The 18693-nt window shown below is 67.1% G+C and carries 12 protein-coding genes and 1 tRNA gene; 5 read left to right on the top strand and 8 right to left on the bottom strand.

Annotation, left to right across the window (positions count from 1 at the left end):
• Positions 1 to 95: 95 nt before the first annotated feature.
• The 3 genes from PSESU_RS15085 to PSESU_RS16600 all read right to left on the bottom strand — a co-directional run bounded on the left by PSESU_RS15085 (position 96) and on the right by PSESU_RS16600 (position 6659).
• A complete protein-coding gene (locus PSESU_RS15085; RefSeq protein ID WP_013536660.1) occupies positions 96 to 1595 on the bottom strand; it encodes an FAD-dependent oxidoreductase in 1500 nt (499 codons plus the stop codon).
• Positions 1595 to 6070, bottom strand: coding sequence for a glutamate synthase large subunit (gltB, locus tag PSESU_RS15080; protein ID WP_013536659.1), 4476 nt, complete (start codon positions 6068 to 6070; stop codon positions 1595 to 1597). Before gltB ends, PSESU_RS15085 begins: the two co-directional genes overlap by 1 nt.
• A 214-nt stretch (positions 6071 to 6284) precedes the next feature.
• Positions 6285 to 6659 (bottom strand): I78 family peptidase inhibitor, encoded by a 375-nt coding sequence (locus PSESU_RS16600; RefSeq protein ID WP_013536658.1) that lies wholly within the window; start codon positions 6657 to 6659, stop codon positions 6285 to 6287.
• Positions 6660 to 6763: 104 nt separating this feature from the next.
• Here PSESU_RS16600 and PSESU_RS15070 point away from each other — a divergent pair, with 104 nt between their 5' ends.
• The gene (locus tag PSESU_RS15070; protein WP_428992121.1) at positions 6764 to 7879 is read left to right on the top strand and encodes a DNA topoisomerase IB; all 1116 of its coding nucleotides are present in this window, start codon (positions 6764 to 6766) and stop codon (positions 7877 to 7879) included.
• Positions 7880 to 8000: 121 nt separating this feature from the next.
• On the opposite strand, the gene PSESU_RS15065 is transcribed toward PSESU_RS15070, so the two are convergent.
• A complete protein-coding gene (locus tag PSESU_RS15065; RefSeq protein WP_013536656.1) occupies positions 8001 to 8336 on the bottom strand; it encodes a hypothetical protein in 336 nt (111 codons plus the stop codon).
• A 225-nt stretch (positions 8337 to 8561) separates the two neighbouring features.
• On the opposite strand from PSESU_RS15065, the gene PSESU_RS15060 reads away from it, so the two are divergent.
• From PSESU_RS15060 to PSESU_RS15050, 3 genes are all read left to right on the top strand, one after another.
• On the top strand, positions 8562 to 9143 hold the full coding sequence (locus PSESU_RS15060; RefSeq protein WP_233275235.1) for a HEPN domain-containing protein: 582 nt from the start codon (positions 8562 to 8564) through the stop codon (positions 9141 to 9143).
• Positions 9144 to 9306: 163 nt separating this feature from the next.
• The gene (locus PSESU_RS15055; protein WP_203415166.1) at positions 9307 to 11340 is read left to right on the top strand and encodes an AAA family ATPase; all 2034 of its coding nucleotides are present in this window, start codon (positions 9307 to 9309) and stop codon (positions 11338 to 11340) included.
• 65 nt (positions 11341 to 11405) lie between these two features.
• Complete coding sequence (locus PSESU_RS15050; protein WP_013536653.1) at positions 11406 to 12368, top strand: helix-turn-helix transcriptional regulator; 963 nt, start codon at positions 11406 to 11408, stop codon at positions 12366 to 12368.
• 56 nt (positions 12369 to 12424) lie between these two features.
• Here PSESU_RS15050 and PSESU_RS15045 read toward each other — a convergent pair.
• Positions 12425 to 12501, bottom strand: a tRNA-Arg gene (locus tag PSESU_RS15045).
• Positions 12502 to 12781: 280 nt separating this feature from the next.
• On the opposite strand from PSESU_RS15045, the gene PSESU_RS15800 reads away from it, so the two are divergent.
• Positions 12782 to 13447: a phosphatase PAP2 family protein gene (locus tag PSESU_RS15800; RefSeq protein ID WP_013536652.1), complete on the top strand. Its 666-nt coding sequence runs from the start codon at positions 12782 to 12784 to the stop codon at positions 13445 to 13447.
• Positions 13448 to 13501: 54 nt separating this feature from the next.
• Here PSESU_RS15800 and PSESU_RS16045 read toward each other — a convergent pair whose 3' ends face one another.
• From PSESU_RS16045 to PSESU_RS15025, 3 genes are all read right to left on the bottom strand, one after another.
• Positions 13502 to 14560, bottom strand: a complete 1059-nt coding sequence (locus PSESU_RS16045) for an acyltransferase family protein (protein ID WP_013536651.1) — start codon at positions 14558 to 14560, stop codon at positions 13502 to 13504.
• 573 nt (positions 14561 to 15133) lie between these two features.
• Positions 15134 to 16075 carry a UDP-glucuronic acid decarboxylase family protein gene (locus PSESU_RS15030; protein WP_013536650.1) on the bottom strand — a complete coding sequence of 314 codons (942 nt, stop codon included), beginning with the start codon at positions 16073 to 16075 and terminating at the stop codon, positions 15134 to 15136.
• A gap of 65 nt (positions 16076 to 16140) precedes the next feature.
• Positions 16141 to 18690, bottom strand: coding sequence for a lipopolysaccharide biosynthesis protein (locus PSESU_RS15025; protein WP_013536649.1), 2550 nt, complete (start codon positions 18688 to 18690; stop codon positions 16141 to 16143).
• Positions 18691 to 18693: the final 3 nt, after the last annotated feature.

The raw sequence follows: 18693 nt of genomic DNA, 5'->3' as shown, positions 1-18693 counted from the left end.
TGCCGGAAAGACGGAAGAAGGGACGCCGGTGCGTGCAGGGCTCAGCACCCGGCCCTCTGCCCAACCCCTCCCCGGTGGGGGAGGGGCTTTATCGCTCACGCCACCGCTTCGGCGTACTGAGGGGTGCGCACGGGGGTCTGGGTGCCGAGCAGCTCGGCGATGCTCGCGGCGGCGTCACGGCCCTCGGCCACGGCGGTCACGACCAGGTCGGCACCGCGCACGGCGTCGCCACCGGCGAACACGCGCGGGTGGGTGGTCTGGTAGGGCAGGCGCTCCTCGCCACCGGCGACGATGCGGCCGTTGGAGGTGCCCTCGATGCCGAGCTTCGTCATCCATTCCGGCACCGTCGGCGAGAAGCCGAAGGCGATGATCACCACGTCGGCCTCGATCACCGATTCGCTGCCCTCGATCGGCACCGCCACGCGGCGGCCACGCGCATCCGGCTCGCCGAGCCTGGTCTCGACCACGCGCACGCCGGTGACCCGGTTCTGCGCGTCGGTCTCGATGCCCAGCGGCTGGCGGTTGAACAGGAAGCGCACGCCTTCCTCGCGGGCATTGGCCACCTCGCGCGCCGAACCAGGCATGGAAGCCTCGTCGCGGCGGTAGGCACAGGTGACGCGGCCGGCGCCGAGGCGGATGGCGCTGCGCACGCAGTCCATGCCGGTGTCGCCGCCGCCCAGCACCACCACGCGGCGCCCAGCCAGGTCGGGCACCTTGATGAGGTCTTCCCAGCCCGCGATCGGGCGGCTCTGGGTGGTGGCCGGATCGGCACCGGTGACGATGCGTCCGTTCTGCACCAGGAACGGCAGCGCCGGCAGCACGCCCTCGGCGTCCTGGCCCGGCAGGCCGCCATCGGTGTAGCGGTAGGCGCCGGTGCCGAGGAACACGGCGTCGTATTCCTCGAGCAGCTGCTCCATGCTCACATCGCGGCCGACCTCGACGCCAAGCCTGAACTGGATGCCCATGCCTTCCAGCACCTCGCGCCGGCGGGCGATCACCGCCTTGTCCAGCTTGAAGGTCGGGATGCCGAACTGCAGCAGGCCGCCAATCTGCTCGTAGCGATCGTAGATAACGGCCTGCACGCCCACGCGCGCCAGGCGGTCCGCACAGGCGATGCCGGCCGGACCGGCGCCGACCACCGCCACGCGGTAGCCGGTCGGCTCCACCGCCGACAGGTCCGGACGCCAACCCTGCTCGAAGGCGGTATCGACGATGTACTTCTCCACCGCGCCGATGGTCACCGCGCCGAAGCCGTCGTTGAGCGTGCAGCTGCCCTCGCACAGGCGGTCCTGCGGACACACGCGGCCGCACACCTCCGGCAGCGGATTGGTCGAGTGGCACAGGTCCGCGGCCTCGCTGATGCGGTTCTCCTGCACCAGCTGCAGCCACTGCGGGATGGCGTTGTGCACCGGGCACTTCCAGCTGCAGTACGGGTTGCCGCAGTCCAGGCAGCGCCCGGACTGGTGGCGGGCTTCCTGGGCGCCGAAGCGGCCGTACAGCTCGCCCCAGTCGCCGGCGGTACGCAGTTCGACCGGGATGCGCCGCGGCATCTCGCGCGGCATCTCGAGGAACTGGAAGACTTGCTTGCGACTCATTACGCGGCCCTCCGCAGGCTGTCGGCCAGCGATTCGATGCTCGCGGCCTTGGGCTTGACCAGCCAGAACTTGCCCACGTAGTCGCGGAACTCGTCCAGGATCTGCTGGGCCCAGATGCTGCCGGTCAGCTCGCGGTGCCGGCTGATCAGCCGGTGCAGGTGCTGGCGGTAGCTCTCGAAGCCCTCCGGGCTGATGCGATGGATGTCGATCAGCTCGTGGTTGTAGCGGTCGACGAAGTCGCGGTCCTGGTCGAGCACGTAGGCCAGGCCGCCGGTGAAGCCGGCGCCGAAGTTCAGGCCCACGCGGCCCAGCACCAGCACGCAACCGCCGGTCATGTACTCGCAGCAGTGGTCGCCCGCGCCCTCGACCACCGCCAGCGCGCCGGAGTTGCGCACGCCGAAGCGCTCGCCGGCGCGGCCGGCGGCATACAGCTCGCCGCCGGTGGCGCCGTACAGGCAGGTGTTGCCGATGATCGGGGTGCTGCGCGCCTCGAAGCGCGCGCCACGCGGCGGGCGCACCACCAGGCGGCCGCCGGCCATGCCCTTGCCGACGTAGTCGTTGGCCTCGCCCTCCAGCTCCAGGTTCAGGCCGCCGGCGTTGAACGCGCCGAAGCTCTGGCCCGAGGTGCCGCGGAAATGCAGGGTGAGCGGTGCATCCTCCATGCCGTGGTTGCCATGGATGCGCGCGATCGTGCCGGACAGGCGCGCGCCGATGCTGCGGTCGGTGTTGTGGATCAGGAAGCGGTGGTCGCCGCCGGTCTTGTTGGCGATGGCGTCGGCCAGCTGCACGTCCAGCTGGGTCGCCAGGCTGTCCGGCGACTCGTACAGGCGCGCGGCGGCACAACGCTCCTCGTCGCGCGGGCTGGGCACCAGCAGCTTCGACAGGTCCAGGCGCACGCCTTCGCGCGGCGCGGCCTCGATCTGCCGCAGCAGGTCGGTGCGGCCGACGATCTCGTCCAGCGAACGCGCGCCCAGGTAGGACAGCCAGCCGCGCACTTCCTCCGCCAGCAGGCGGAAGAAGTTCTCCACCCGTTCCGGCAGGCCGGTGAAGTGGTCCATGCGCAGGCGCTCGTCCTGGGTGGCCACGCCGGTGGCGCAGTTGTTGAGGTGGCAGATGCGCAGGTACTTGCAGCCCAGCACGATCATCGGCGCGGTGCCGAAGCCGAAGCTGTCGGCGCCCAGCAGCGCGGCCTTGACCACGTCCAGGCCGGTCTTCAGGCCGCCGTCGGTCTGCAGGATGGCGCGGTCGCGCAGGTCGTTGGCCACCAGCGCCTGGTGCGATTCGGCCACGCCCAGCTCCCACGGCCCGCCCGCGTAGCGGATCGAGCTGACCGGGCTGGCACCGGTGCCGCCGTCATGGCCGGACACGGTGATCAGGTCGGCGCCGGCCTTGACCACGCCGGCGGCGATCGTGCCCACGCCAGCGTGCGAGACCAGCTTCACCGAGACCAGCGCCTGTGGATTGACCTGCTTGAGGTCGAAGATCAGCTGGGCCAGGTCCTCGATCGAGTAGATGTCATGGTGCGGCGGCGGGCTGATCAGGCCGATGCCGGGGCGTGCATAACGCAGGCGCGCGATCAGCTCGTTGACCTTGTGGCCCGGCAACTGGCCGCCCTCGCCGGGCTTGGCGCCCTGGGCGACCTTGATCTGCAGCACCTCGGCGTTGACCAGGTACTCCGGGGTGACGCCGAAGCGGCCCGAGGCGACCTGCTTGATCTTGGAGCGCTTCTCGGTGCCGTAGCGCGCCGGATCCTCGCCGCCTTCGCCCGAGTTCGAGCGGCCGCCGAGGCGGTTCATGGCGATGGCCAGGGCCTCGTGCGCCTCCGGCGACAGCGCGCCCAGCGAGATCGCGGCGGTATCGAAGCGGCGCAGCAGGTCCGAGGCCGGCGCGACCTCCTCCAGCGGCGTCGGCGCGTCGGCCGGCCTGAGCTCCAGCAGGTCGCGCAGCGCCGACGGCGGACGCGAGTGCACCGCCTCGGTGTAGGCCTTCCAGTCCTCCGGACGGCCGCTGCGCGTGGCCTTCTGCAGGGTCATGACCACGTCCGGGTTGTACATGTGGTACTCGCCGCCGTGGACGTACTTGATCAGGCCCCCGACCTCGGGCTTCTTCAGCTCGTTCCAGGCCGCGGACTGCAGCGCACGCGCATCGGCATCCAGCCGCGCGAAGCCGGCGCCGCCCACGCGCGAGGGCGTACCGCCGAAGCACAGCTCCACCACCTCCGGCTCCAGGCCGACGATCTCGAACAGCTGCGCGCCGCGGTAGCTGGCGATGGTGGCGATGCCCATCTTGGAGATGATCTTGCTCAGGCCCTTGTACAGGCCCTTGCGGTAGCTGCGGCCGACCTGGGCGACCTCGCCCTTCTTCAGCTGCAGGATCCCGCGCCGGCCCATGTCGAACAGGGTCTGGTACGACAGGTACGGGTACACCGCGGTGGCGCCATAGCCCAGCAGGCAGGCCATGTGGTGCGCGTCGCGCGCGGTGCCGGTCTCGATGATCAGGTTGACGTCGCAACGCAGGCCCACCCGGCACAGGTGGTGGTGGACCGCGCCGGTGGCCAGCAGCGCATGCATCATCGGCCGCTCCGGCACCGGGTAGCGGTCGGACAGCAGCAGCATGACGATGCCGTCGCGCGCGGCCTGCTCGGCCTCGCGGCAGATCCGCTCGATGCCGGCCTTGAGCCCTTCCTCGACCGAGTAGGACAGGTCGATCAGGCGGTTGCGCTCGGCGTACTGCGGCATCTGCAGCAGCTGGCGCAGCTTGCGCTGGGACAGCACCGGCGAGTTGAGGATGACGTGGTTCACCGTCTCCGGGCCGGCATGGAAGATGTTGGTCTCCTTGCCCAGCTGGGTGTACAGCGACATCACGCAGTCTTCCCGCAGCGGGTCGATCGGCGGGTTGGTCACCTGCGCGAACGCCTGGCGGAAGTAGTCGTACAGCGGCCGGTTGCGCTGGCTGAGCACCGCCATGGGCGTGTCGTCGCCCATCGAACCGGTGGCTTCCTGCTCGGTCTCGGCCATCGGCCGCAGTACCAGCTCCACCTCTTCGGTCGTGAGCTGGAACAGCTTGTGGTAGCTGCGCAGGGTCTTCTCGTCGAACGGCTCCTCGGCCAGCGACGGGTCGATCAGCTCGGTCTGCAGCCAGGTCACGCCGCTGTGCAGCCACTGCTTGTACGGGGCGCGGGTGCGGTTGATGCGGTCCACCGCCTCGCTGTCGAGCAGGTCGCCGCGGCGCAGGTCGATGGCGATCATCTCGCCCGGGCCCAGCTTGCCCTTGCGCACCACGCGCTCGGTCGGCACCTCCCACACGCCAGCCTCGGAGGCGACGATGAAGTGGCGGTCGGAGGTGAGCATCCAGCGTGAGGGACGCAGGCCGTTGCGGTCCAGGGTGCACACCGCGTAGCGCGCATCCATCGACACGATGCCGGCCGGGCCGTCCCACGGCTCGGTGTTGAGGCCGTAGAACTCGTAGAACGCGGCCAGGTCCGGATCCTTGAACTCCAGCGACTGGGTCGCCGGCGGCACCAGGATGCGCAGCGCCTGGATCAGCTCCATGCCGCCGTTGACCAGCAGCTCGAGCATGTTGTCCAGGCTCTGCGAGTCAGAGCCGTGCATGGACACGATCGGTTCGAGCTCGGCGATGTCGAAGCGTGGGGTCTTCCACACCTTGCCGCGCGCCTGGGCCCAGCGACGGTTGCCCTCGATGGTGTTGATCTCGCCGTTGTGGGCGAGCAGCCGGAACGGATGCGCCAGCGGCCAGCGCGGCAGGGTGTTGGTCGAGAAGCGCTGGTGGAAGACGATGGCGCTGGAGGCCAGTTCGGGGCGCTGCAGGTCCAGGTAGAAGCCGGAGAGCTTGTCCGGCAGGACCATGCCCTTGTAGCCGATGGCGTGGGCCGAAAGGGTCACCACGTAGTAGTTCGCCGCGTCGGCCAGCTGCCGCTCGCTGCGGCGCCGTGCCAGGAACAGCGCCAGGTTGAATGCTTCCTCGTCCTGCCCGGCGCCGGCCTGGACGTAGATCTGTTCGATCAGTGGCAGGGTCTGCCGTGCCAGTTCCCCACAGACACGCGTGTCTGTGGGTACCGCCCGCCAGCCAAGGATGCTGAGGCCGGCACGGCGGAGCTCGTGCTCCAGGGTCTCGCGACAGCGCTGCGCCAGCGCCTGTTCGTCCGGCAGGAACACCAGGCCCGAGGCGAAGCGCCCGCCGTCCTCCAGCGGGATCCCGGCCTCGTGGGCGAGGGTGCGCAGGAAGGTTTCCGGCCGGCGGATCAGCAGGCCGCAGCCATCGCCGGTGAGCCCGTCGGCGGCGACGCCGCCGCGGTGGGTCATGCGCGAGAGGGCGGCGATCGCGGTGTCGACGAGTCCGCGCGAAGGCTGGTCGTCGAGCTGGGCGATCATGCCGAAGCCGCATGCATCGCGCTCGGAGGAAGGATCGTAGAGCCCGTGCGGTTGCTGGTGCCCGTGGCGGTTACGGAGGGCCATCTGTGCCTCGAGTAAAGCGTGCGTCCGGGTCGTGTTTCCCGAACGCGGGCGAGGGCGGCACCGCACAACGTTTCAGAAGAAACGTGCGCTACCAGTTTGCCGCCGGAATACCCGAATTAAACACAGTTGCTGCGGTGCCGCAAGGTGCGCGGGCGCACGGAAAATACATGCAATTGCAACCGTCTTCCGCGCGCCGCGTAACGGCCCGGCAGGCTTATCCGCAACGCAGGGAAACGATGCGGTTCCCGTCGTCGAGTTCGACGTTGAGGCGGGCGCCGTTGAACTCGAGCGTCACCGCCTGGCCCGGGCGCAGGGTGCGCACGGAATCGGCGCCGGCATCGGTGCGTGCCTGCTCGACGACGGCCTCGCTGGCGTCCTCGCCGACCAGGCCCTGCACCGCGGTGGCGTCGCAGCTGGCCGGCGGCGGCGCGGTCGCCGCCTCGCCGGGATCGGCGGCGGACTCGAGCGCCCGGCGTGCCGCGAGCAGTGCCTGCTCCTGCTCTTCCTCTTCGCTCAGGGTGCCGTTGTTGGCGCAGGCGGCCAGGCCCAGCAGGACCAGCGGGAGGACGAATAGAGGACGGACGCGCATCGGCAATCTCCGTGTGTGGACAACGAACCTGCAGGGTAAGGACCCGGCATTGGCGAAACGTTAACGGGTTCTGTTGACGCGGCCAATGCGGACCGCCGCCGAGACTGGCTGCCCCCACCCGCAACGGCATTCCCCTGGCCACCCCCGTCCACACCGCAGACCCCGAAGCCGCCCGCCGGGATGCCGACCGCGCCGGCCTGATCTACGTCGCCGATACCGATCCCGGCATCCGCCGCCGAAAGCAGGGGAGGGGCTTCTGCTACCGCGATGCCGACGGCAAGGTGGTCCGCGGGCGCGAGGACCTGGACCGGATCCGTGCCCTGGCGATCCCGCCGGCCTGGACCGACGTATGGATTTGCGCCGACCCGCGCGGCCACCTCCAGGCGACCGGTCGCGATGCCCGCGGCCGCAAGCAGTACCGTTACCACCCGGAGTGGGCCCAGCACCGCGGCCAGGGCAAGTTCGAGCGCATCGTCGCCTTCGGCAAGGCCCTGCCGGCCCTGCGCCGGCGCCTGCGCCGCGACCTGGCCCGGCCCGGCTACCCGCGGCAGAAGGTGCTGGCCATGGTGGTCGCGCTGATGGACCACACCCTGCTGCGCGTGGGCAACGAGACCTACCGCCAGCAGAACCGTTCATACGGCCTGACCACCCTGCGCAACCACCACATCCGCTTCCTCGCCGGCGGCCGCGCGCATATCTCGTTCCGCGGCAAGGCCGGCCAGCCGCAGGAAGCGGTGATCGACGACCGCCGCCTGGCCAGGCTGGTGCGCCGCTGCCGCGAGCTGCCCGGCCAGTGCCTGTTCCAGTACCGCGACGACGACGGCAACGTGCAGCCGGTGCAGTCCAACCAGGTCAACGACTACCTGCAGGAGGTGATGGGCGAGGCCTTCACCGCCAAGGACTTCCGCACCTGGGGAGGGACAGTGGCCGCGATGCGCGCGCTGGCGGGGCTTGGCGAGGCGGCCGAGGTGGAGCGCGAATGCGCCGCCCAGCAGGTGCAGGTCGTGCGCGAGGTCGCCTCCCTGCTGGGCAACACGCCCGCCGTCTGCCGCAAGGCCTATATCGATCCCTGCGTCTTCGACGGCTGGCGCGAAGGCACCCTGCAGCGCCATTGCGGCCACTGCCGCGGCGACCGCCAGTGGGAGCAGGCTGCCCTGGTCTTCCTGCGACGTGCGCGCAAGCGCTCGCTGGCCACTACCGGCGGGGTACCCGCGCTCTGACGGGCCCCTTCGTCCCGGCGCAGACGAACATCTGATAGCCCGGGACCGGGCGACCTTCCGCTTCTACCGGCGACCGGCCGGTTACCAGACCTGCTGTCTGGGAGCAGGGCAGGCCGCGGCCTTACCCACACCGCACCGCCGTAATCGCGTTGTTGTTGCCGGTTTCGATCACCAGCCGCGAACCGCCCGCCCCGCCGGTACCCGGCTCCGGCAGGGTCGCGCTGCCCATCCGGTCGCCCTGGCCGCGCACCACCAGCACTTCGCTGCTGTCGCTGTCTATCCGCGCCCGCTCGATCGTGGTGCCCGAAGCCGCCAGTCCGACGGCCCCCCGCACCATGTCGGCATGGCACTGGCCCGACACCACCCCGTCGATCGGCTCCACCCGCTGGGCCAGCGGCGAGGAGGCACACCCCGCAATCAGCAGGGCGGCAGGAACGGCAAGGATCGCGATACGCATGGGGGAATCTCCAACCAGGAATGCCCACCAGCCTGTCCCGCCGCGTGTCGGCGGGTGATGAAGGGCGTTCCCGCCGCTGGCCCGGATGGCTAAGCTGCGGAACCTGCCGATGCACCAACCCGGGTAGGGGGCAAGCGGCGTTCCACAGGGGGAGAAATGACGGTTCTGACGGCAGCGGCCTTGAAGGAGCGACACCGGGCCATACGCGAAGACCAGCCGGAGGCCTTGCGCCTGCGCATCCACCGCGCGCTCAGCTGGCTGCAGCGCGCCGAGCAGGCCGGGGACGATCCGGACCTGCGCTTCATCCTGTCGTGGGTGGCGTTGAATGCCGGCTACGCGCGCGAGTTCGGCCAGGCGGAGCGGGAGCGCGACCGGGCCCGGGCGTTCCTCGCCACCATCGTTGGCCTGGACCGGGAGGGGCGCCTGCACCAGGCGCTGTTCCAGCAGTTCAGCGGCCCGATCCGCACCCTGGTCGGCAACAGGTTCGCCTTTGAGCCCTTCTGGGCGGCCCTGCGCGACCATGACTCCAGTGGCAGGTGGGAACAGGCCTTCGCGGCCAGCCAGAAGGCCGCCCTGGCCGCAGTGACCGGCCGCGATACGGCCACCGTGCTGTCCATCGTGTTCGACCGGTTGTATGTGCTGCGCAACCAGCTTGTACATGGCGGTGCCACCTGGAACAGCCAGGTCAACCGCAGCCAGGTACGCGATGGCGTCGCGATCCTGGGCACCGTGGTGCCGCTGGTGCTGGACATCATGATGTCAAACCCCGAGCAGGAGTACGGCGAAATCCTCTACCCGGTGGTCTGACACCCGGGCGGGAGTCCATGCGACACATGATGTCGCGTGGCTCCGGAGAATCGGGCTCCTTGGAAAAGGAGGCCCCATGACCCGCGTACCCTCGTTTCTCCGGCGCCCCGCATCCTGCGCGTCGCAAGCCGAGTCGGCCCTGCGACCCCTGGTGAAGCTCTGGATGCTGCGCATCCTGGTGCCCATGCGCGGGCACCGGAAGTTCATCCGTGGCGGCGACTTCGTCCACGACGACCTGGCCTGTGCGCTCGGGTTCGGCGAGATGGTCGAGGACCCCGGGGCATTCGACCCGGACACCGCACGCGCCGCGTTGCGGACGATGCATGGGCAGGCCGAAGCCAGGGCCAGCCGCATGCGGCTTCCTGCGGTGATGGCCCGCAACCTGGCGCAGCTGCAGAGGGCGCTGGGGCTTTCGCCGGTGGAATGCCGGATCCTGTCCTTCGCCGTGCTGCTGCACACCCAGCCGCTGCTGGACAACGCGGCCGACCTGCTCGGCGAACTGACGACCGGGCGACTGCACGAGGCCCTGGCGCGGATCCTGGACTTGCCGGTCCGCGAGGTGGCGGAGGCGCTCGACGGCAAGGGGCTGCTCGGGCGCTCGGGCCTGCTGGTCACCGGACGCCATGGCACCGGCTCGGTCAGCTCCCGCCTGGAGCTGTTGTCCAGCGAGTTCGCCGACCTGCTGTCGTCCACGCCGGTGCAACCCATGGACCTGCTGCGCAGCGCCGTGGCAGTGGCGCCGGCGGCGGAGCTCGGGCCGGCGGACTACCCGCACCTGCGCGAGTCGCTGGCCATCCTCGAGCCGTACCTGGAGCACGTACTGGCGACCCGCCGCCGTGGCGCCAACATCTTCCTGCATGGTCCGCCCGGTACCGGCAAGACCCAGCTGGTGCGGATGCTTGCCGGCCGGCTGGGGTGCCCGCTGTACGAAGTCTCCAGCGAGGACAGCGATGGCGACCCCGTCGACGGCAGGACCCGCCTGCGCGCCTTCCGCGCGGCCCAGACCCTGCTTTCGCAGCAGCGGTCGGTGGTGCTGTTCGACGAGGTCGAGGACGTGTTCGACGGTGGAGGCCTGTTCGGCCCCCGCAGCGTGGCCCAGGAACGCAAGGCCTGGATGAACCGCATGCTGGAGGAAAGCGCTGCGCCGACCTTCTGGCTGTCCAACGCGATCGGCATGGTCGATCCGGCCTTCCTGCGCCGGTTCGACATGATCATCGAGATGCACGTCCCGCCGCGCAGCCAGCGCACCCGCATCATCGAAGCGGTGTGTGGCGACCTGGTCGACCGCCGCTGCATCGAACGGCTGGCGGCGGTACCGCACCTCGCACCGGCGGTGGTGGCGCGCGCGTCCTCGGTGGTGCGTGCAGTGGCTCCACGCCTGGGTGCGTCCGGAGCCGAGGCGGCATTGCAGCGGCTGGTGGACGGCACGTTGCAGGCGCAGGGCCATGCCCGGCTGGATACCCATGACGCAGCCGAGCTGCCGGGAACCTACGACCTGGCCTTCCTCAACCCGGACACGAGCATCTCCGCACTGGCGGAAGGCCTCGCGCGTTCCGGCCAGGGCCGGATGTGCATGTACGGCCCGCCGGGCACCGGCAAGACCGCGTTCGCGCACTGGCTGGCCCGCCGGCTGGAGCTGCCGCTGCACGTGCGCCGCGCGTCGGACCTGCTTTCGCCCTACCTCGGCATGACCGAGCAGAACCTGGCCGCCGCCTTCCGCGAGGCACGCCACGACCGGGCGGTGCTGATGATCGACGAGGTCGACAGCTTCCTGCGCGACCGCCGCGAGGCGCGGCATTCGTGGGAGGTGACCGGGGTCAACGAGATGCTGACCCAGATGGAGACGTTCTCCGGCATCTTCATTGCCTCCACCAACCTGGTCGCCGGGCTGGACCCTGCCGCGCTCCGCCGGTTCGACCTCAAGGTGCGGATGGACTACCTCACTGCCACCCAAGCCGTGGAACTGCTGCACCGACACCTGGCCGCGCTGGAACTTGGCGAACCTTCCCCCGCGGACATTGCCCTCGTTCGGCAGCTGGGCAACCTGACGCCCGGCGACTACGCCGCCATCGCCCGCCAGCACCGCTTCCGTCCTGTCGGCAGCGCGAGGGGGTTCGTGTCCCTGCTGCAGGCCGAGTCCAGGCTCAAGGCCAGCGGGCCGCGGCCGATGGGCTTCGTCGCGCCCGGACGGGCGTGATATACCGCCCGGGTTCGCCGTCGGCGGCAGGCAGACATGGGCAAGGACCCGCGGGGGGCGGGATCATGGGGAAGCGATCAGACAGTCGTGAGACCGTGCGCCTGGCACTCGAACTGCTCAGGCGGATCCCGCGCGGCCGCAAGGTCACCGCGCCCGAGCTGCACCAGCAGCTGCGGGACGCCGGCATCGAGCGCGACCTGCGCACCATCCAGCGCCAGCTGGAAATGCTTGCCGAGGAGTTCCACCTCGAGCGCGACCAGCGCAGCCGGCCCTATGGCTACCGCTGGCCCGACGCCGGCCGCGCGCTGTCCCTGTCCAGCCTGACCCCGCAGGAATCGCTGCTGCTGCGCCTGGCCGAGGAGCACCTGCGCAACCTGCTGCCGGTGCGCATGATGCGATCGCTCGACGGTTTCTTCGCCCAGGCGCGCCGCAACCTCGAAGCGGCGGGACCCAGGAACCTGGAACGGGAGTGGCCGCACAAGGTAAGGGTGGTCGCCACCTCGCAGCCCCTGCTGCCACCGAAGGTGGCGCCGGGCGTGTTCGAGGTGGCCTGCGAGGCGCTGTACGCCAACCGGTGGCTGCGGATCGACTACCGCAACGCCGCCGGCCACCGGGTCAAGGCCGAAGTCATGCCCCTGGGCCTGGCCCAGCAGGGCGCCCGCCTGTATCTGGTCTGCCGGTTCCAGGGCTATGACGACAACCGGACAATCGCCGTGCACCGGCTGCTTGCCGCCGAGGCGACGACCCTAACCTTCGAGCGCCCGAAGGACTTCGACCTCAAGCGCTACGACGACGAAGGCCGCTTCGGCTTCGGCGACGGCACCAGGGTGCGCCTGGGCTTCAGCATCTCGAAGGGCGCAGGCGCCCACCTGCTGGAAACGCCGCTGTCGACCGACCAGGAGGTGAAGGAGCTGGACGACGGCTACCGCATCACGGCCACGGTCGTGGACTCGCAGATGCTGCAGAGCTGGCTCAACGGCTTCGGCGACCAGGTCTGGTCGGTGCGCAGGAAGAAGCTGGAGACCTGACAGGCCCGGAGATCGGTGCTCGCCCGCGGACACGAATGCCCGGCGGGGAAGGATTCTGGCGCGCCCGGAGGGATTCGAACCCCCGACCAATGGCTTCGGAAGCCACTACTCTATCCGGCTGAGCTACGGGCGCGTTGTGCAGAACGACGGCGGATCACACCGTCTTGGCCACCGAAGGGCGAAGCCCTCGGAACCGGCACCCGGCCTTGGGCCAAGGGTGCGGTCGTGCATTGTAGCGGAAATCCCGCCGGGCGCTCAGGGACCATGAGGCGCTGCGGCTTTAAGCGGGGCCCGATGAACGCAAGCCACGGGGCCAGCTTCCCGACCATCCCGGCCCATGCGATGCTGCAGGTGCACATGGAAAGGCACATGCACACCCCCAGCCGTCATCTTCTCCGCCGAGGCACCCACTGATGAACTGGCAGTGGTTCGTCGCCCCCGGCAGCGCCCTCTATCTGATCCCCCTGGCCGCATTGGCCGGCATCGCCGTAATGCTGCGATCCCCATCCGGCAGGCGCCCCGTCCTGGTCTGGTGGACCGCGATCGCCGTCGCCTGCCTGGCGACCGCCGCCAGCAAGATCGCCTTCTACGGCTGGGGCACCGGCATCCGCGCCTGGGACCTGACCTGCTTCAGCGGCCACACGGTTATATCGTTGGCCGTGTGGCCAGTCGTCGGCGTATTGTCCTTGCATAGTTCCCATCGAGCATGGCGCACGGCGGCAGGGCTATTCGGGATCGTTTTCGCAACGCTCATCGCTTATTCGCGCTACGCCCTGCGAGCCCATTCGGTCTCGGAAATCATTGCCGGATTATTACTCGGCGGTGCAGTCGCGCTACTTGCCTTGCATCGCCTGCGTAACGAATCTGTGCCCCCCTTGTTCGTCCCGGCAGTCGTACTGTTCGGCCTGCTCGCGTCGCAGACGCATCTGCGTGGAAGCATCTACCGCGCGACCACCGAAGAATGGTTTGTCGATGCAGCCACAGCACTGTCGGGCAAGAGTTGTGTCACGAACCGGGGGGTCTGGCGCCAACCGCAGGGCCATTTCAGCGTTGAATGTGAGCCACGCATGCGCCCCTGAAGAGGCAACCTGAGGGGCTCGAATCAAAGGCCCTGCGAGCGGAAACCTTGGTGATCAGTCCAGGCGGCGCTTCAGCCAGTCTCGCGATGGAAGCTCAAAGAACCGCCATGAAACGTAAGAGCAAGGGATTATCAGGGCCAGTGAAACGGCTATGAAAAGCCCCATTCCGTATTGGAACAAGCCCATCCTGGAAAAAACAACCTGGGTCGCCTTAAGGATCAGTGGGTGTATTAAGTAGACGGAATAGCTGACGAGTCCGAGGTAGCTCAAAACCCGTCCGGAAAGAATCCGATCTAACGGGGATGTCATGCCTGCAATGCCATATACGAGCACTGGCATCAGCGGCAGCACGTACCACGGATCGTCGAGGCTCGTCGGGTAGAACTGGGTGCCGGCAAACAGCGCCACCATCACGGCGAGGACCGTGCTTGGACGTAGGCGCTTGGCAGGACTTTTCCACACAAGCCAGGTACTCCAACCGGCCAGGAAGCCGATTGACGCCCGGAGAAAAGCCCCGGCGCCCCGTGCCGGATGGATGTCGGCAAAGAATAGGAACGGAATTAGGGCCGCCATCAATGTGCCGGAAATCAGTACGGACGTACTCGGCCTGACCCGATGAAGCCAGATATAAATAATCGGGAAGATCAGGACGTAGGTATAGAACTCAACACTGATAGACCAAGAGGGCGAATTCCATATGAGGTCCTTCCATATGAAAGGCATCGCCTGAGTTAACGTCAGCTCACGGATTGCCTGACCAATCGTAAGCTCCGGGGGAAGTCCTTGGCCCGACATTTTCGATAGTGCGTATAGACCCGCCGCGCCGAGCAGCGCCGTCAGCACGTGAAGAGGGTATACCCGGGCCACTCTAGCGGCGAAAAACTTCCGCCAGCTTATACTCCGCGTATCAGTTACATACACGTGGCAAAGCACGAACCCCGAAAGTACGTAGAAAAGATCCACGAACAAACGGCCGTGGAAAATATGAGGAGAAGCGTATCCGGAAGCTCGAATGAAAGATTCGTTCGCGTGATAAAGAACGACCATTAGCGCAGCGACGCCGCGAAGACCGGTCAAAGACGGTATATCAGTTCTTGGAGGAGGGCTACTCATATGGCGGTGCTCTAGTTGTCTACCCGAAGTGGCGAAATCATGCCGTAACTCCGAGAGAAAAGGGACAGCTTGTCCCTGTGGTAGCGCGTGGTCTACTTTTGGGGAGGCCATTGCTTACCGGCTGGATGCATAGCCTTGCGTGAGGGTCCAGGTAGGTAATGACATGGCGGTCGGGTGACCACGGACCAGCGCAATCAAGCCTTAGATGCTGGGCGTAGGTGCTTGGAGGGCCCGAGCTGATCTTCCATCCGTCTTCCAACTTGTGGCATGGCTCAGGGGCTAAAGCGAGCGCTATGTGATGATTGTCAAACTTTTCTGCTTGATGCCCATGCGAGGATAGCCACGCGGAGGGGATCCGCGTCGTCAGGGGGAGTCACCATGCTGATGTTCGTCGTCGGTGCGCTGTGCGGCGCCTGCCTGGGTACGGTGGCAATGGGCATCTGCCATTCCGGTGGTGCGCTTCGGGGTACGCGTTGAAACAAAAGGCCGGGCTCCGCCCAGGTGGAGCCCGGCCTTGCACGCTGTCCCCGCACCGGGAGTACGATTCCGAAGCAAGACCATGCAGCCTGTTGATCAGGCCTGAAGCTTGCTGCGGAAGTACGCGATCGTTTCCCGCAGGCCATCTTCCAGGGCAACCTTCGGCTCCCAGCCGAGGTGTTCCTTGGCCACGCTGATATCGGGCTGGCGCTGCTTCGGATCGTCGGACGGCAGCGGTTCGAAGACCAGCTTCGACTTGCCACCCACCAGCTTCAGCACCGCTTCCGCCAGCTCGAGCATGGTGTACTCGCCCGGATTGCCGATGTTGACCGGGCCGGTAAGCTCGACCGGGCTGTTCATCAGGCGGATCATGCCTTCCACGAGGTCGTCGACGTAGCAGAAGCTGCGGGTCTGGGTGCCGTCACCATAGATGGTGATCGGCTCGCCGCGCAGTGCCTGCACGATGAAGTTGCTGACCACACGGCCGTCGTTGGGGTGCATGCGCGGGCCATAGGTGTTGAAGATTCGCATGACCTTGATCTCGAGCTGGTGCTGGCGCCAGTAGTCGAAGAACAGGGTCTCGGCGCAGCGCTTGCCTTCGTCGTAGCAGCTGCGGATGCCGACCGGGTTCACGCGGCCCCAGTATGTCTCCACCTGCGGGTGAATCTCCGGATCGCCGTAGACCTCGCTGGTACTTGCTTGCAGGATGCGGGCGCCGGTGCGCTTGGCCAAGCCCAGCATGTTGATGGCGCCGTGCACGCTGGTCTTGGTCGTCTGGACCGGGTCGGCCTGGTAGTGCACCGGAGACGCCGGGCAGGCCAGGTTGTAGATGCGGTCGACCTCCACGTACAGCGGGAACGTGACGTCATGGCGCATCAGTTCGAACCGAGGGTTGTCGATGAGCTGAAGCACGTTCTGCTTGCTGCCGGTGTAATAGTTGTCAACGCAGAGCACGTCATGGCCAGCCTCGATGAGGCGATCACACAGATGCGATCCGAGGAAGCCAGCGCCGCCAGTAACAAGGGTGCGTTCACTCATTTTCATCTACTCCAGGTTTGATTCATCAATGCGGTATTCGTTGCGCGGGTGATCGTCGACCGGTACTAAAGCCAGTACGCCACTCGGATGATGTCCGTGCGTTCAACTTCCAGTCCCCTGACCTTTTCCTGGCCAGTGATGAATGCGCACTCATGCAGCGACGCCAGTGCCCCCGGCAGCTTGTGCAGGGTGTAGGTGGAGCTGAGGGGTGCGCGGAAGAACGCGAGAGTGTCATCTATGAACCTGTCCGCGCGCGCGATAGTGTCCTTGTCGAACTGGGATTCCGCGGTGCGTTTGAGCTGGATGATGTCGAAATCCAGGCAATACGGCACCGACTCCATGAACGGCTCGCGTCGAAGCTCCCGGGATGCGGCGGCAGAAAGAGCGGCCGACCCAACATAGCGCCGGTCGATGGCGTGGTAGACCCAAAGCAGGTGCACGATGCCGCCGAGATCGGCGATATCGGGGTCATGTAGCGCCTGGTAGAGCTTCCGGAAGCCGCGATGAAGCAGCTTCGAGCGATACGTCCTCAGCAGTCCAGTGTGGTGATCGAGTATGTGGCGCTCGGCGGCATCCAGTACCTGCTGGAGCAGCTCCTTCGTGGCCCACGCGACCCTGCCCGAAGCGGCAAGGTGCAGTAGGATCGAAGAGGAGCCGCCGATCCAGTGGCTGACCCGCCAGATATGGTGGGACCACATGCGCGGCCAGCGTGGGAGCAGCAGCGAGTCGAACAGAAGGTCCTGCTGCCAATCCTGGTAGATCTCCTCGATGTCATCCTCGGAGTTAAGCTTACCAAGCTCGACAAGGATGCGGATCGTGGCGAGCAGGTATGCGCTCACATGGGCGTTCAGCCCCTTTCGCGTCTTTCCGTACAACGGTAGCCCAGCTAGGTGCTTCGCGAATCGCTTCGCAGCGCCCGGATCTATGCGTTCACCTTCACCGATCAGGTAGAGCGAATAGACGATATCCGCGTGATCCTGTGGTGGAACCACGTCCGCGGCGCCGTTGCCTCCCGTCCAGAAGGCAAGGCCGTCCGGGGATTTGAGTCCGATCAACCGGACAAGCGCGTTCCGATAGTCCTTTGCGTCTGGTTCGGGACGGGACTCATCATCAAAAAGTGCGTAGGCCTCATCCTCGGCACTGACGTTCTTGTTCCGCAGCATGCGCCACCCGTCGACGAGAGGTTCATGCAGGCCCCAGCCAAGGCGGACCGACAGATACTGGGTCGCCGCGACAAGCAGCAGGAACGTCGCTGCGCCTGCAAGCGTCGCGGCCGCTGGGTGATCCCTCAAGGCGAGTACAAGCAGAGCGGTCGGCACGGTAGCGACCAGCGCCGACGCAAGGCTGCTCTTGCCGCGATACCGGATCTTTAGTCCCGTTTCCCTGCCGAGAACGCGCACGGTCGTCCACACGGCGAGTGTATGGACGATCAGCATGGCAATGGCCGCGCCCCTGACGCCATCGACCGCGGAAAGCGCGTAACCGAGGGCTACCGTCAGGACGGCGTAGACGATCGTGATTCGTGCCGCGATGCTGGCGGTTCCGGTTGCGATGGCAAGCTCACCCGAAAGGATCTGCGCGTAGGCCTTGAGCGCGACCAGCGGCGCAATGATGGCCAGCACCACGGCTGCCCCGGGGATGGCCGGGAAAAACCAAAGGATTGCCATGGGGCCGACAACCATGAGGAAGCCCGCGGCCAGCATGTTTGCCCACACCGAGAACGCAGCTGCCTGCGAAGCGGCTGCACTAGCGGTTTCCAGGCTCCTGACAGTACCGCGCGCATGCAGCCGGGCGATGGCTGGCGACATGACGGTCGCGCAGACGATCGTCAAGGCCATTGGCAGGTTGGTCAGCTGAACTGCCATCTCAAATCCGCCCAGAGCGGCGCCCGAATCATGCAAACCGGCCACCATCACCATCGCCCGTGCATAGAGGTAGACGGACAGCGCATTGATGATGACGGGCAGGCAGTTCTTCAGCAGTGAGGCGCTGTCGCGGGATAAAAGGGAGGGTGCCGCGTGTCGCCGGAAAGAGGGGAGGAAGTGGCGCGCCAGCAGGACGACACAGGAAACTTCCGCCAAGGCAAGGCATGCGAAAAGTGCCTCGACCTGCGGTACGAAAGGCAAGACGACAGCAAAGAGCAGGATTCCAAATAGCCTGCTGGCAATCACTGCGGACGCTAGTGCGCGGAAGTGGCCTTGGGCTCGCATGATCCCGTCGAGGAACTCGGTGAGGCCGAATGCGTAAATGAACAACGCACCGAAGGCGACTGCTCTCGCCGAGATTTCCAACCCATAGATCCGGTTGGCGACCGGTACCGCCACGACGACGAAAACAAGGCCCAGCGCCGACATGGCGAAACCGAGTCGTGTAGCGAGCGCGATTACCTGCTGGGCCCTTGCGTCCCCACCCTCGGCGAACGCGGCTCCTGCGTTGCGAATCGCCGTCCTGCCGAGCGACAGGCCGACCAGCGGTCGGAAAAGCGTGGCTACCGAAAGGAAGATGGCGACCGCGCCAAGCTGTCCGGCGGGCAGGAAAGTGGCGCAGAAAATCAGGACCAGTGCCGGCCATATGTGCATGAAACCGAACTGGAGAGAACGATAAATGAAGTTCATCTT

The sequence above is a fragment of the Pseudoxanthomonas suwonensis 11-1 genome, assembly GCF_000185965.1.
Taxonomy (GTDB): domain Bacteria; phylum Pseudomonadota; class Gammaproteobacteria; order Xanthomonadales; family Xanthomonadaceae; genus Pseudoxanthomonas; species Pseudoxanthomonas suwonensis_A.
Note: the sequence above shows the minus strand (reverse complement) of the source record. Positions and strands in the feature narration are given on the sequence as shown.

Coding starts and splice junctions, on each gene's coding strand:
- PSESU_RS15085 (WP_013536660.1), bottom strand. CDS start 1,595: ATGAGTCGCAAGCAAGTCTTCCAGTTCCTCGAGATGCCGCGCGAGATG.
- gltB (WP_013536659.1), bottom strand. CDS start 6,070: ATGGCCCTCCGTAACCGCCACGGGCACCAGCAACCGCACGGGCTCTAC.
- PSESU_RS16600 (WP_013536658.1), bottom strand. CDS start 6,659: ATGCGCGTCCGTCCTCTATTCGTCCTCCCGCTGGTCCTGCTGGGCCTG.
- PSESU_RS15065 (WP_013536656.1), bottom strand. CDS start 8,336: ATGCGTATCGCGATCCTTGCCGTTCCTGCCGCCCTGCTGATTGCGGGG.
- PSESU_RS15055 (WP_203415166.1), top strand. CDS start 9,307: ATGCTGCGCATCCTGGTGCCCATGCGCGGGCACCGGAAGTTCATCCGT.
- PSESU_RS15050 (WP_013536653.1), top strand. CDS start 11,406: ATGGGGAAGCGATCAGACAGTCGTGAGACCGTGCGCCTGGCACTCGAA.
- PSESU_RS15800 (WP_013536652.1), top strand. CDS start 12,782: ATGAACTGGCAGTGGTTCGTCGCCCCCGGCAGCGCCCTCTATCTGATC.
- PSESU_RS16045 (WP_013536651.1), bottom strand. CDS start 14,560: ATGAGTAGCCCTCCTCCAAGAACTGATATACCGTCTTTGACCGGTCTT.
- PSESU_RS15030 (WP_013536650.1), bottom strand. CDS start 16,075: ATGAGTGAACGCACCCTTGTTACTGGCGGCGCTGGCTTCCTCGGATCG.
- PSESU_RS15025 (WP_013536649.1), bottom strand. CDS start 18,690: ATGAACTTCATTTATCGTTCTCTCCAGTTCGGTTTCATGCACATATGG.